Annotated in this window: 10 protein-coding genes; 9 read left to right on the top strand and 1 reads right to left on the bottom strand. The window is 43.4% G+C overall.

Going from position 1 to position 14,488, the window contains the following annotated elements:
• The first annotated feature begins 19 nt into the window (after positions 1–19).
• The 8 genes from QGP82_RS19780 to QGP82_RS19745 all read left to right on the top strand — a co-directional run bounded on the left by QGP82_RS19780 (position 20) and on the right by QGP82_RS19745 (position 9,576).
• Complete coding sequence (locus QGP82_RS19780; protein ID WP_163660009.1) at positions 20–460, top strand: hypothetical protein; 441 nt, start codon at positions 20–22, stop codon at positions 458–460.
• Positions 461–617: 157 nt separating this feature from the next.
• Complete coding sequence (locus tag QGP82_RS19775) at positions 618–2,069, top strand: aminotransferase class I/II-fold pyridoxal phosphate-dependent enzyme (protein WP_499060745.1); 1,452 nt, start codon at positions 618–620, stop codon at positions 2,067–2,069.
• A 58-nt stretch (positions 2,070–2,127) separates the two neighbouring features.
• Entirely contained in the window at positions 2,128–2,724 is a 597-nt protein-coding gene (cbiT, locus tag QGP82_RS19770) for a precorrin-6Y C5,15-methyltransferase subunit CbiT (protein WP_006516988.1), read from the top strand.
• Between the two features lie 419 nt (positions 2,725–3,143).
• Positions 3,144–4,931, top strand: coding sequence for a hormogonium polysaccharide biosynthesis glycosyltransferase HpsE (hpsE, locus tag QGP82_RS19765; RefSeq protein WP_163696948.1), 1,788 nt, complete (start codon positions 3,144–3,146; stop codon positions 4,929–4,931).
• A gap of 18 nt (positions 4,932–4,949) precedes the next feature.
• Positions 4,950–5,888, top strand: coding sequence for a hormogonium polysaccharide biosynthesis glycosyltransferase HpsE (gene hpsE / locus QGP82_RS19760; RefSeq protein WP_163696946.1), 939 nt, complete (start codon positions 4,950–4,952; stop codon positions 5,886–5,888).
• An 18-nt stretch (positions 5,889–5,906) separates the two neighbouring features.
• Positions 5,907–6,887 (top strand): glycosyltransferase family 2 protein, encoded by a 981-nt coding sequence (locus tag QGP82_RS19755; protein ID WP_163696944.1) that lies wholly within the window; start codon positions 5,907–5,909, stop codon positions 6,885–6,887.
• 120 nt (positions 6,888–7,007) lie between these two features.
• On the top strand, positions 7,008–8,093 hold the full coding sequence (locus tag QGP82_RS19750; RefSeq protein WP_250565641.1) for a glycosyltransferase: 1,086 nt from the start codon (positions 7,008–7,010) through the stop codon (positions 8,091–8,093).
• 562 nt (positions 8,094–8,655) lie between these two features.
• The gene (locus QGP82_RS19745) at positions 8,656–9,576 is read left to right on the top strand and encodes a glycosyltransferase (protein ID WP_163696940.1); all 921 of its coding nucleotides are present in this window, start codon (positions 8,656–8,658) and stop codon (positions 9,574–9,576) included.
• Between the two features lie 32 nt (positions 9,577–9,608).
• Here QGP82_RS19745 and QGP82_RS19740 read toward each other — a convergent pair whose 3' ends face one another.
• A complete protein-coding gene (locus tag QGP82_RS19740; RefSeq protein WP_499060743.1) occupies positions 9,609–12,848 on the bottom strand; it encodes an HAD-IIIC family phosphatase in 3,240 nt (1,079 codons plus the stop codon).
• Between the two features lie 715 nt (positions 12,849–13,563).
• Between QGP82_RS19740 and QGP82_RS19735 the strand changes: the two genes are divergently transcribed.
• A complete protein-coding gene (locus QGP82_RS19735) occupies positions 13,564–14,454 on the top strand; it encodes a putative capsular polysaccharide synthesis family protein (RefSeq protein ID WP_499060742.1) in 891 nt (296 codons plus the stop codon).
• Positions 14,455–14,488: the final 34 nt, after the last annotated feature.

Genomic DNA, 14,488 nt, shown 5'->3' with positions numbered 1-14,488 from the left:
TTCGTTACACAAAAGAATTATGGGATTATTTGATTTCTTGGGCGGCAAAAAAAATCAAGGTCCTCAACCAAAAGAGGCTTATTTTTTGACCGAAGATGAAGCTAAAACCTTTGGTGACATCGACTTCATGCGGAAAGAGGTCGTAGTCCGTCGCACATTCGCTAAGAAAAAAGGTCAAGAAGAGCTGGAGAGTGTTAAGAGCATTTCCTCTAGCACTAGCAAGGCAGTAGGAGAAGCGGTTAAGCCTGCAACTGCTAGCTTTGGTGCTTCTGCTTTTAGTACTCCTGTAGCTCCTGCTCCTGCCGCAGCGGCTTCTGCTGACGTGCCTACAACTAGTGATTCTGAGTCTGCTGCATCTACACCAGCTGCCCCTGCTGCATCTCAAGAGCAAGATGTTCGTCCGGCACCTGACACCAGCATGGATATGTTCCGCAACATGGCTAAAAAGATACGCCGATAGGCTGGTCATGTGTTGATCGCTCTAAGGGCTTAGTTAGCCCTGTTGTTGAGTGATTGATTGCGTTAGTCTTCTTGGTATTTGGTCAAAGTAGGCACTTGGGTTCTCACTAACCCTGGTGCTTTTTTGATGATTGATTTTATTCACAGATAAAATTGCCATGCTGTCCCAAGCCAGTGCACCACTTGTTACTGCTTTGCAGGATTGTGCACGACGACAAGGTGCTGCTTTTTATGCCCCTGGGCATAAAGGTGGGCACGGAATATCTTCGTTGCACCAGCAGGTTTTTGGTGGTGATGTCTTCTGCGTAGATATGCCTGAACTGCCTGAACTCGATGACTTGTTTTCCCCTGAGTCTGTCATTTTAGAGGCTCAGCGGTTGGCGGCTCTAGCTTTTGGTGCAGAGAGAACTTGGTTTTTGGTCAATGGTTCCACCTGCGGCATTGAAGCAGCCCTGCTAGCCACCTGTGGGCCGGGTGACAAAGTCATTGTGCCGCGTAATGCTCATCAGTCAGTACTCTCTGGGCTGATTTTATCGGGAGCCATGCCCGTTTGGGTGTCTCCAACCTACGAACCCGGTTGGCAAATGGCTTTGGGGGTTACGGCGGATGCGATCGCAGCCACCCTAAATCATCATCCCGATGTCAAGGCCGTGTTGGTGGTATCACCCACCTATGAAGGCGTGTGCAGCGATATTGCTGCCATCGCAGCCGTTGTCCATAGCTATGACATTCCTTTGATTGTGGATGCGGCCCATGGTCCTCATTTTGTGTTTCATGCTAATTTGCCGCCATCTGCCCTCAGTGGAGGGGCGGATATGGTTATTCACTCAGCCCACAAGGTTTTGGCTGCATTTACCCAGGCTGCATTGCTGCATGTGCAAGGAACACGATGCGATCGCAACCGTTTGAATCAAGCACTACGCATCACCCAATCCAGTAGCCCTAGCTATCTACTGCTCGGTTCTTTAGATGCCGCCCGTCATCAGATGGCAACCCATGGTCGGTCACTGATGGAACGAACCCTTGCCCTGGCTAGAACGGCACGTGAGCAGTTGCGTCATAGTCCGCTACCGGTTTTGAATGTGTCTGACGGCAGCTTTCAACAAGACCTAACGCGTCTGACAGTAGATGTTTCTGCTATGGATACGACTGGATTTGCCGCCGACATGTGGTTACATGAACGGGGTGTGACGGCTGAATTACCGACATTGCACCAGCTAACCTTCATCATTAGTCTTGGCAATTCGATCCAAGATATTGAGCGATTGGTTCAAGGGTTATTGCAACTGCCTGCCACAGGTGCAGTCAAAAAAGCTCAACCCTATGTGGAAATGCCATTGACGGGGCTCTCTCCCCGTGAGGCTTTTTTTGCTGCCACAGAAGTTTGCGAAATAGATAATGTGATTGGTCGCTTAAGTGCCGATACGGTCTCTATCTACCCGCCTGGTATCCCTAGCCTCATGCCAGGAGAGCTAATTACAGAGACTGTGCTGATGACTCTACAGACAGCTCAAGCAGCAGGTGCCCATCTGAGTGGTCTGGCAGATTCCTCTCTACGAACCGTTAGGGTTTTGCAGGTCGATCATGGCTCCTCTGTAATCAGACCCTAGTCAGACTTTCAGAACAGCGCTATCCTCAGGCTATTCCAGCGTTTTAAGGCAGATTTCCATGGAGCCCCTCTGGCCCTACGCTACCCCCGGTATTCCCGATCGTTTTTTTGAGCAGCTACCTGGTATTCCCATGAGCCAACGTGAGGTGCGATTGGCCATTCTTAGTGCTCTCCGATTAGGACCTAAGGCTGTGCTTTGGGATATTGGGGCAGGCACTGGGACCATTACGGTAGAAGCAGCGTTGCTCTGTCCCCAGGGCTCAATTGTGGCGGTGGAGCGAGATGAGGACGTAGCAACCCTGATCAAAAATAACTGTCAGCGGTTTGAGATATCTAATGTCGATGTTGTCGTTGGTAATGCTCCCGACTGCTTCGACAGCCTGCCCCATACGCCTGACTCAATCTTGGTAGAAGGTGGACGAGACCTAAAACCTCTCTTAACTGACGCCTGGCATAAACTTGCGTCCCATGGTCGGCTCGTCGTGACAGCAGGAAATTTTCAATCGCTCTATGCAATTTCTGAGAGCTTTGCAGATTTACAGGTCAGAAATATAGAAGTCGTTCAAACCGGGGGTAGCCGCTTAGAAACCCGTGGCTCGAATCAGGTATTAAAGCCGATTGTGCCAATATTTATCCTAAGTGGTGAAAAGTTTTAAGGTGGATGGACTCAGTATGAATGGCTGGGTCCGTTTTAGAAATAGATCTAATGGAGTCTGTAAAAACCATGAAGATGACTTTGCACGTTACTCTTTTTGATTAAGTGGGGCTGGCTATCCCCCGACAGTCATTTGAAGTTGCTGTCAATGACTGTCCTTGTAGGTGACTTTCCTTGGGCTGACCCATGTGTTGTAATGAATCTAGGGACTATCAAACTTGATATTTCTCAATCTACATATTTCAAACCACCATCACCATAGAGCGTCTGCGCGTTTATCGACTTTGCTCGATAATTACTGTCCACTTTTTTGGGTTGCTCCATGGCAGCTAATTGGTAGTTATCTGATGTCTGAAATTTTGGGTAAAGGCAACGCAGCTTTTACTAAATGTTGTTACATAAGACCTTCGGCCTCTAGTCATGATGACCGTTGATTCTCAACCGAATAAGGCGACTGAGTCCTCGGTTGAATCTCGGCAACCTTGTTTGGATATTACCGTTGCTATTCCTACCTATAACGGTGCTGAGCGTATTCCTCAGGTGCTGGAGCGCCTTCAACAGCAGGCAGGGGTATCCGATCTGCATTGGGAAGTCATTGTCTGTGACAATAATAGTTGCGATCGCACCGTCGATGTAGTGGCAGATTACCAGAGTACCTGGCCTCAGGAGCATCCATTACGATACTGTTTTGTTGCGGAGCAGGGAGCAGCATTTGCTAGACAAAGAGCCGTAATCGAAGCCCATGGACATATTGTTGCCTTTCTAGATGATGACAATATTCCAGCCCATGATTGGTTGAGCAATGTTCAACAGTTTGCTGAGGCTCATCCCCAAGCAGGGGCCTTTGGCAGTCAAATTCATGGTGATTTTCAAGGTCCTTTGCCAGATGGTTTTGAGCATATTGCGTGTTTTTTAGCCATTGTTGAACGGGGTAATCAACCCCATCTATATGATCCAAAGTCTAAGATTTTGCCGCCAGCTGCTGGGTTAGCTGTTCGCAGGACAGCATGGCTCGATGCAGTCCCAGAGCGCCTATTTCTGAATCATAAAGGTAAAAATGCTGGCCTTGCCAGTGAAGACTTAGAAGCCATGCTTCATATTCAGAGGGCAGGCTGGGAGATCTGGTATAACTCCAACATGGTAGTGAATCATCAGATTCCTGGTAAGCGTCTTCAACAAGAGTATCTGGTTTCACTGTTTCGCTGTGTTGGTTTAAGTCGATTTTATATTCGTTGGTTAGGCACTAAAGATTGGCAACGCCTTTTCAAAATACCTGCGTACATAGCCAATGATTTGCGCAAACTGGCTCTCCATTATCTAAAGAATGGGCCGCGTCAGCATAATCTGACCACAGTGACTGCCTGTGAGCGAGCATTGCTGACCAGTACTGTGGTTAGTCCTAGCTTTTTACTAAAAAAAGCATCCCGAGACTTTTGGCAAAATCGAGTAGATAAGACCCAACTGCCTGAACGTCAGCAGTGGCTACAACGTTTAACAGATGCATTTGAGGAACGCCAACTTGTTCTACATCAACAGGCGATTGTTTTTCTCGACGCGTCAACAACGTTGGACAACAATCTAGCTACTCCTTGCCATCATGAAATCTTATTGCGCTTGCGTTGTCACTCTTCTGAGGAGAGATTGGTGCCTCCTGCTAGCTTTTTCCCGACGGCAGAACGTTATGGCTTGATGCGCACCTTAGACCGTCGTGTCATTCAGCAAGTTTGTAGAAGATTAGCTGCTAAACCTGTGGAGGCAACCTACTCAGTTAATTTGTCAGCGGTTAGTGTATGCGATCCTAGTTTGTCTCACTTTTTAGAAGAACAGATTGAACGTTATCAACTCAAATCTGGGAGTTTATACTTTGAGATTCCGGCTTCGGTGTGTATGAATCACCTTGCAGCAGCGACAACGCTGGTTCATTGTATGAAGGCATTGGGATTATATGTGACCATAGATGAGATTCCCGATGACTTAGAGATCTCCTCTGATCTTATGCAGTTGCCGGTAAACTGTTTGAAGCTCAGCTCCAGGATGGTTGTCTCTGCTAGCCCAAAATTAGGCGATTGGGTTCACTTTAGTCAGCAGCGTAATATTCAATTAGTTGCTAAAGGCGTGGAGACCCAAGCGATTATGGAGCAGCTTCAATCTGTAGGCATTCAATATCTGCAAGGATATTATTTATCTAAGCCAACTCCATTGACTTAAGAGGTGCAATGCTGAACTATGGTTGATTTTACGGTTGTTATTCCTACATATAACGGCGCGCAACGATTACCAAGGGTGTTGGATGCGTTGCGTTCTCAGAATATCTCTGACTCCTTTGCCTGGGAAGTCGTTATTGTGGATAACAACAGTACTGATGGGACTGCTGCGGTCATTGAAGGCTATCAACTAAATTGGCTAACGACTATGCCTTTGCGCTATGTAACTGAACCTAGACAAGGATTAGCCTATGCCCGTCAATGTGGAGTAGAAGCCGCTAACGGTAAGTGGGTTGGCTTTTTGGATGATGACACTGCTCCGGATCAAAATTGGGTTACAGCGGCTTATCATTTTGGAGCGCAGCATCCTCATGCAGGCGCTTATGGTGGCCAAATTCACGGTGATTTTGAGGTGCCGCCACCCGAGAACTTTGAACGGATAAAATCATTCTTAGCCATTAAAGAGCGAGGGCCTAATCCCCATCTCTATCAACCTGATGTGTTGATTTTGCCACCAGGTGCAGGGTTAGTCATTTACAAACAGGCGTGGCTTGAGGCTGTTCCGGCTCAGTTACAACGCACTACCCGGGGTGGAAATGATTTTGAGATTTCAATATGCATGCATCGTCAGGGGTGGGAAATTTGGTATAACCCCGATATGCATATTTATCATCATATTCCTCAAAAACGTCTAGAGAAAGAAGCATTACTCTCGCTCTCTCATACCGTAGGTAGTTGTATTTGCGAATTGCGATTAATCAATGTCAGTGTATGGCAGGTCCCTGTTATTGTCAGTCGTATATTTCTTGGTAATCTAAAACGCATAGTCAGGCATTTAGTGCAATACCGCTTTCAAATTCGAGATGATGTCGTCCTCATGTGTGAACTCGTGTTCTTTATTGGAGGTTTTTTGAGCCCATTTTATTTGTTAAGAAAAAAGCTAGCGAATCCGTCCGCATAAGACTATTGAGGTATTCCGATGCCTTTGATTTCTGTTATTGTTCCTGTTTTTAATAGTGAAAGGACGATTGCTGAGACGTTACAGTCAGTTTTAAAGCAAACGTTTGTCGACTTTGAAGTTATTGTTGTCAATGATGGTTCTCAAGATTCTACGTTAGATAAAATTGCTGCAATTAATGATCAACGCATTAAAGTCTTCTCCTATGAAAATTCTGGTGTTTCCTTTAGTCGAAACCGTGGAGTAAGTCATGCCTCTGGAGATTTTATTGCTTTTTTGGATGCAGACGATCTCTGGACTACAGATAAGCTCATGTCTCAGGTGACAGCATTACAGCAATCTCCGCAAGCAGTTGTAGCCTACAGCTGGGTTGATTGTATCGATGAAGCGGGGACATTCTTGCGTAACGGCAGACACCCAAAATATACCGGCAATGTCTATCAGAAACTGCTGCTTGGGAATTTTTTGGAGTCTGGCTCTACGCCTCTAGTACGGAAGCAGGTATTTCAAGATGCTGGCGGTTTTAACACAGCCCTATTGACTAATGAGGATTGGGAGATGTGGGTCCGTCTTGCGAAAGACTATGAGTTTGTTTTGGTTCCTGAAGTTCAGGTGCTTTATCGAATTTCTGCTAGTTCTAAATCGTTTAACTTAACCCGACATGAGCAAACCCGGTTACGGATTATTGAGCAAGTTTTTGATCAGGTGCCTGAAAACCTTCAATATTTGAAGCCTAAGTGTATTGCTAACTTCTATCGCTATTTATTGTTCAAAGTTTTGGATGCTCCAGAAAATAGTTTTGATGGGGATCGAAAAAAGTCCCTATTGGCCATTAAGTTTCTCTGGAATTGCCTAATGCATGATAAATCACTATTTAGACAACCTAAAACGTTGTTTTCTGCCAGTATGAAAATACTGCTGTTGGGAGCTTTTCCAGACCAGTCGCCACGCATTCTTTTAGAGCAGCTGAAAAGCAGTTATGTGAGGCCTAATGCTAATTAGTTATTGATCCAATAAAAGTATGTAGGGTTCTTTATGGCGATAGTTAAAAAACGGCTCAAAATTTTACTGTATGGCAATGTTTTTGGAGCCTATCGTTCTCAAAATCTGTTTAAATATCTGTTGGATTCGGGCTATCGAATATCGTTTATATCGCCTGAGTTTTTCTATGAGCTGGGTGAAAAAAAAGATCTGCTCACAAAAGCTCTACGTATACTTTTATCTAGTTACTACTTGGTTGACTTATTTGTTCAAGCAGCATTAGCGGATGTTATTTATTTACTGCCCCTAAATAGTAATCTAATTACTCCAGTTATATGGGCTAGCCGTTTGTTTAAAACTAAGCTAGTTGTTGAGATGTATATATCAGCCTATGACACACGGGTACGTGAAAAGCAAGATGTTTCTGCTGATAGCAAGTCAGCTCAGTTACTATTTGCCCATGATCGGCTGGCTCTCTCAGCAGCTGACCGTATCATTCATCTGTCACGGTATGAGTTGAGCTATTGGGAAAAGATTTTTGATATTAAATTGGTAGAAGATAAAATTGCGATCGCGCCACTATTTTGTGAATCTAAGCTAACAGAATATCAACACAATACTATTCAGGATAATTGTTTACGGATTTGTTGGTGGGGTACGTTAATTCCTAGTCATGGAATTCCAACTATTTTAGAAGCACTCCACAAACTGCAAAATAACCAGGTTAAATTTTCGTGTCAACTATTTGGTATTCCGCCTAAAGGTCGAGAATATCTGCTCAATACTTACGAAACACAGATTGAGGAACTGGGATTAAAACAAGTAGTCACCTTACGCCAAGACTTGAAATTCACGGATGATTCATTGCCACGTTACCTTGTGGAAAACTGTGATTTAGCCCTTGGAATTTTTGGCGACACTGAGAAAGCACGGGCAGCTGTCCCTAATAAGTTGATTGAATCTTTGACACTTTGTATTCCAACCTTGACGATGTCTACTCCTGCTCTTAAAGAGTTTTTTGATCCTAATGTAGATTTTTGGGCCTGCGAAGCTTCACCGGAGGTAATGGCTGACACGATCACTCAAATTTACAAGCAAACAGCCTATCAAGTTGATTGGAATAAGACAAGAAAAAAGGTTCTGCAAACCTTCTCTGTAAAGAATTATCATCAATCCATTGCCCAGGTGTTGAATAGCGTTAAAGCTGACCTTATTGGTGATAAATAGTTGTTCGCAGACATCTTATCGCCGTTAGTGATCGATAGAGGAATAAAGATTTATAAAAAGCGATTTTTAACTCTCGTAGAATTGACGAACATATTATGCATAGTCAATATTTTGGACAGCATTATTCACTTATCTGATCATGTCGCATGCTTGGTTTTAAAGTGAGGAAAGCTTGGTATATTTTCTGAAGCTATACTGCGTGACTTTCTAGGCGCTAAAGATATAAAAGTTGTGGATTACTAATAATACCAAATCCGAATTCACTAAACCCGATTAAAAATGGATAATCCTGTAGGGGCACTCCCTTGTGCGGTTCGGCTGAGCTCACCGTCGAAGCCATGCCCTTCGATACCGGGCGCTATCAGTCAAGATTTTGTATAAGAGAGAAAAAAGGAATGCTCTATGAGAAATTCAAGCAAGCTGTGAAATTTCTCTCTGAACACCTGCACCAAATCTGACGATTTCCCCAAGTTAAAAAAATGTAGTAAAGCTGAAATCGATAACTTTTATCACCTCTGGCAACATGATGCATCCAAGTTAGTGTAAGACTGCTAGATTTGAGGTGGCTCAAGATGAATTTTTGAGAGTGTGTAGTATGAAATTGAGTGTTGTGATTCCGTGTTTTAATGTCTCGGATACGCTGGGTGCACAATTGGATGCTTTGGTTCAGCAGCAATGGGACAAATTGTGGGAGACGATCATTGTAGATAATGGATCGACTGATCGCACCCTAGAAATTGCAAGAGATTATATGGAGAGGATCCCACATCTGAGGATTATTGAGGCTTATGAACGTAAAGGAGCAGCCTATGCTCGTAATCAAGGCGTGAGCGCTGCGGCAAGTGAGAGCATAGCCTTTTGTGATGCTGATGATGAAGTGGCTTCTGGTTGGGTTGCTGCGATGGGAACGGCACTGGAAAAGTACGATTTGGTGGGGGGTGGTTGCGAACTTAAAAAGCTCAACCCATCTTGGGTCATTAAGTCTCGTTTGGGAGGGCAGGAGCGTGAAATGTTAGCCGATGGTTTGTTGCACAGTAAATTATCTCCTGATTATCCTTATACGGCGAGCTGTAATTTGGGGGTTAAGCGAGAGGTTCACGAGAAAATTGGAGGGTTTGACGAAACGTTGTTTACCTGTGAAGATTTTGAATATTGTCGACAGGCTCAGCTGCAAGGATCGGGTATTAAGTATATCCCTGAGGCTATTGTTCACTATCGCCTACGCCATTCGCTAGTAGGAATCTATAAACAAGCGTACTCCTATGCGCACTGTCAAGTCTTTCTTTATGAGAGATATAAAGCAATTGGGATGTCACCTCGACCTTTATCGAAAAGTGTGATGGCGTGGCGTTTACTGATTAAGGGACTGCTACAAATTCGTAGTAAAGCTGATCTGGCTGTATGGTTTTTTAGTTTTGGTTGGCGAGTAGGCCATGAGGCAGGCAAAAAACAATACTTGATTCATGCTGGGATAGATCAATAAAATGTTTAGCAACAGCCTGCCCGGAACAGTTCTTAGGATATGACCGTGGATATCATATCCATATCTTTTGGCTTACTATCATTGTTGATTTCTGGACTGGTTTTTGAAGTATCAAGAGCTATTTGTATTGTCTTGCCCAGTTGTTGAATGTAAGGATCTTCAAACATTGCTGGATGTGGGCAGTCAACATCCCAGATATAGAACTTTCCTTTTGATACTAAAGTATCCCATCCAAATAATAGCTTTTTGCGATCTTGAACGGGACCTAGATTAGCCTTTAAGGACGCTAATGATGAAGGAGGATGCTTAGGTACAAAGCTTTGCTGCAGAGCTAAGAAGAAGTTGATATTGCCAGTGTAGGTCTTTGGAACATAGTCCTTCTGAGCTCGCAGAAAAACCTCGAAGAACTCGTCCTTGATCAGTCTCTGCTTAGCTAATGAATGATGTGTATTGTTTTGAGTATTAGTTATAACTGGTGCTAGTTGGTCGGTAGCTATCTCACCTTTATTTTGCTGCTCTATATTTTGGGTAGCTGTTGTCAAACCCTTGATATTTATTAGTTTAGAGCTTATTTGACTCAGCTTTCTGCCAACATACCGCAGTTGCTCTACCAAGGTGTGTTTACGTAATTCGTCTAGATGATAGTTAAATGATACTCTCAGATGACGTAGGTAGTAAATCCCTGTAAACAAGTAATAACTGCGATCCCATTGGTGGTGACGGTAGGTGGGACGATGAAAATAGTATCGTAGCCGGTTAGTAAAGTGATTTTCCAGTTGAGGATGTGGCGTGTCTAACAAACCTAAAAATTCAACAATATCACCTTGGTTGGTGAGCTGCTGTGCCATTTCAAAGGCAACAATACCACCAGAACACTGCCCTACTAATTGATAAGGTCCTTGAGGCTGCTTCTCTTTAATTGCCTGAATGTAAGCGCTGGCCATGGCTTCAATTGACGGTAATGGTTGTTGTTGGCCATCTAGTCCAATCCCTCGTAGAATATAGACTGGCTGTTCATTATCTAGGTGGGCAACAATTTTTACCGTGCTTAGAATGTCACCATAGCCACCATGTACGATGTAGAGAGGAAGCTTACTACCACCAACTTGTCCAGTGACTAAAGGATGCCATGTCTGATCTTGATGCTGATTAATCTTGCTCGCTAAGGTTGCTATGTTGGGTGCATCCAGAAGTGTTGATATCGGTAAACGCTTGCCCAAGATTGTCTCGATATCGGTAAACGCGTTTACCGCGAGTAAAGATGTGCAACCTAAGTCAAATAGATTATCGTTGAGACTCACTCTATCAATCCGTAAAACCTTACTCCATATCTCACTGAGTTTTTTCTCTATGGTTGTTTTGGGCTCACTCCAGTTATCGTCATGGGCGCGTTTTCTCTGGTGCTGCTCGGTAAGGTTATTAAGTACTTGTATGGGCTGCCATAGATGATGAACAATGTGAGCCCATTGTTCTGATTTGCTTTGTTGTTGTGCAACCATAGGATTGTTTTGCTCTGCCCTAGGCACGTTTTCCTTTGCCTTTGATGGTTGAGTGGAGGCACTGGAGTTGAAGCTTAGATTTTGACTAACTTCTAGGGGGAGTTCGTACTGGCAGCCTTCATGGGTATCTTGTTGGTAGGAATGGCCAACAGATGTGAAGAATTCTGCAATTGGTAAATTTTTAGATGTGGGCCGATAGTTTAGAGTAACTGTATTCAGGCCGTCATTGGCCGCAACCTCACCCAGATGCTTCAACATTTGGTGTTCTACTCCACGACCTAAGACACGGCAGCTGAGTAAAAAGCTATCGACATTTAATGTGTGTGCCTGTCTTTGGAAGATTATGACCCCGACGAGACCATAGTCCCCAAACCTATCTTTAACAGTCACAGCGCGGCAGCCATATCCGCTATCGGTCTGACACAGTCTCTGTATCTCTGATTCGCTATATCGACATGTTGTAGCGTTAAACTGATTCGTGCGTTGAGTTAGCTGAGAGACACGAGAAAACTGCTCTGGCGTAGGAGCGGCGATATTGATATCCAGCTGTAGCCCGTCAATAAAGGTCTTAAAGTCTATGGAATGTTGTTCGAATTGCTTACGAGCCGCGTTTTGTTGGTAAAGTTGAGTACGATTTTTGTCTGCTTCAGTAACCTTGAGGGTATCTAAGGGCCAAATATGGTTGAGAAATTGAGAAAATTGGTCGGGCTCTTCAGGTAGCTGTAGCGTAAGTACCTCGGGGCAGTGCGCCCGTACTTCCGAACATTCTACTGGGTTATCATCAATGAAGATAAAACTGTCTAGCCCCAGGTTGAGTTCTGTGGCTAGAGAACGCAAATTCTCTGATTTGGGCTGCCAGTTAATGCGCCAACCTACCAGGTGTTCACGACCCAAGAGCATATCGTCCCGCTGATCAAATACCTGCCAAACATCTTCTTCAACGTTTTTACTGCATAGACACAACAGGAAGCCAGCTTCATTACAGCGCACCATAAAGGACTGTAGTGCCCGGAACGGTTCATCGACTGCGATGCCCAGGGGACCATCTTCTCCACATATGCCGCGCCAGAGGGTGCGATCGCAATCCAAAGCAATGACTTTATAGGGAGGGCGCTTCAGGGCATGAACTGTCCGTGCAATTATTGTTCCGAGGGCGGCAAACGCTTCAGGAGTGAAGGGAATATGGCCGATGCGATCGCGATTAGCGTCATAAAAATCGTTAACGGGATATCGCGAGAAAATGGTCCCAGACGGTATAAAGTATAGATTATTAAGCGGGCTAAGTTCTTCGACAATCGTTTGCTCAATCTGGTTATAAAGGGCTCTTGTCTCAGTTGATGTATCTGGATTAGATGGACAAAAAACAACTATATGGGGTGTTGAAGAACGCTGAACTGACTCAAAGATAGCGTTAATTAGATCCTGACTATTTCTCTTTAAAATATCCCTACAAAGAGCGTTCAGATTTTCTTCAGTCTGCTCCTCGGATGTCTGAAATTTAATCCAATCTTCAATGCGTATCAGCAATAAGTTAATACCCTGAGTGTTTTGGGCCATTAAACTTGCAGGGTTGAGCAGTTGCTGAAATACCTGATTGTAATCAGTTAGGTTAACTTCCATAGCCAAACCCAGCTGAGCAAACCAGAATTCAAGAATTTCCTTGAGAGGGTCGGCGGTAAAAGTTGCGGCTACAGCCAATTGACCAATTTCATTACCGGCATTAGGTTCTGTTGACTTGTGACTATTATCCTTTGTGACCGTGGGCTTCGGCATAATTATGAGTAGATAGATGTTTTAAATACTTATTAAATACTTATCTTTAATGGGCTACAGAATGGTGCGTACTTCTCTTGTGCATCCATTGCAGTAATGGGCAAACGTTAGTAAGCCAATCGCCAATCATGATAAATTGTGAGCGATTTATGAAGTGAGTTGGACATTCCACACGTCCAAACAGTATAAAAAGCCACACCGTTTTGAACTTCTTTTTGTGTATACGTTGTGTATAAACGCTTACTCCTGATCAATAAGGTTACTACTGATTCCACAATCCCTGAAAGCATTAATACTGAGACTTCAAGTAAGCTTCATAAATTTTGTTCTGAGAGTGTGGGTGATATTGCGTACTATCACCTCACAAGCCTTGATAAAAGAGTGCCTGTTGGATTATCACCATATCAACATAAATTCTTAGAATTTATTCCTGCTTTCAAGCATATTCTCGTCAAGCTAAGCTTATCTATGGCACCATAAATTATGACGTCTTGCTTTACGGACTTCACTCAAACTTCACAAACAGATATGCCTCGACTGTAATTACCTGATCCTGTAAAGGCTATACGTGTTATCCCATATTAGCTATTTGTTCAATCCATTGCTGCCAGGCTCTTTCAAGCCAAGTAAGCGCTTGAACAAGCCAGTGCAAAATCCTTGTTAGAGGACGTTCTAAGTAACTGATATTGTTGACTTTTTTATTTGAAAACTATAAATGGCTTTAAGCGTTAAAGGCAAACTAATCCAATGGTTAATTAAGAAAAACTTTCATCTTTCAAATTTCTATGAACAATTTAAGGTTGCAAAGGCTGATACGAAGGCCAATAAAATCTTGATTTACCAGATGGGTAAAGTAGCTTCAACTAGCTTACATAAGACACTAAAAAATCGAAATCTTGATGCTTCCATCTACCATTTGCATACTTTACAGCCTGCTTCTATCCATGAGGTGAAGCAGGCGTATAAAAAACGGTTTTTAATTACTCATAGAGTTGATGAACATCTTATTCATAGTCAATACCTGAGACGATGTTTAGATCGAGGTCTTAATGACTCAAAATCAAAATGGAAAATCATAACGTTAGTCAGAGATCCTGTCGCTCGCAATATATCAAAGTTTTTTCAGGAAAATCGTTATAATTCTGAATTTAATGCTCTGCTCAATGATTTTAATGTTGAGGCTTTGATCCAAAAATATTTTCATCATTATCTTGATGAAAAACACCCATTTACTTGGTTTGATGAAGAGCTTAGTCCCGTTTTTTCTATTGACAATCCCTTAAATGACTTTTCTAAAACTGACGGATTTAAGATCTATTCATATGATCATGTTGATTTGCTGGTTCTGAAAGTAGAGCATCTTGATCACTGTGTCGAAGAAGCCTTTAGCAAATTTCTGAATATTAATAATGTAAGCCTTGTGAAGGCCAATGTTGCAGGTAAAAGAAAAGAGCAAGGCAAAATCTATAAGCAGTTTAAGCAGCACATCAACTTTCCCCCAGAATATCTGGATAGGCTTTATCGATCTCCTCAGGTTGAAAAGATTTATAGTGAAGCTGAAATTCAGGGTTTCTACCGTCAATGGCAAGTTGCTCAAAAGATTTAGTAGTGCATGTTTGAGGGCATTCTGTTGATGCCTA

It is taken from the genome of Leptothoe sp. LEGE 181152, from assembly GCF_032906605.1.
Taxonomy (GTDB): domain Bacteria; phylum Cyanobacteriota; class Cyanobacteriia; order Phormidesmidales; family Phormidesmidaceae; genus Leptothoe; species Leptothoe turfae.
This window is presented reverse-complemented; position numbering and strand designations above follow the sequence as displayed.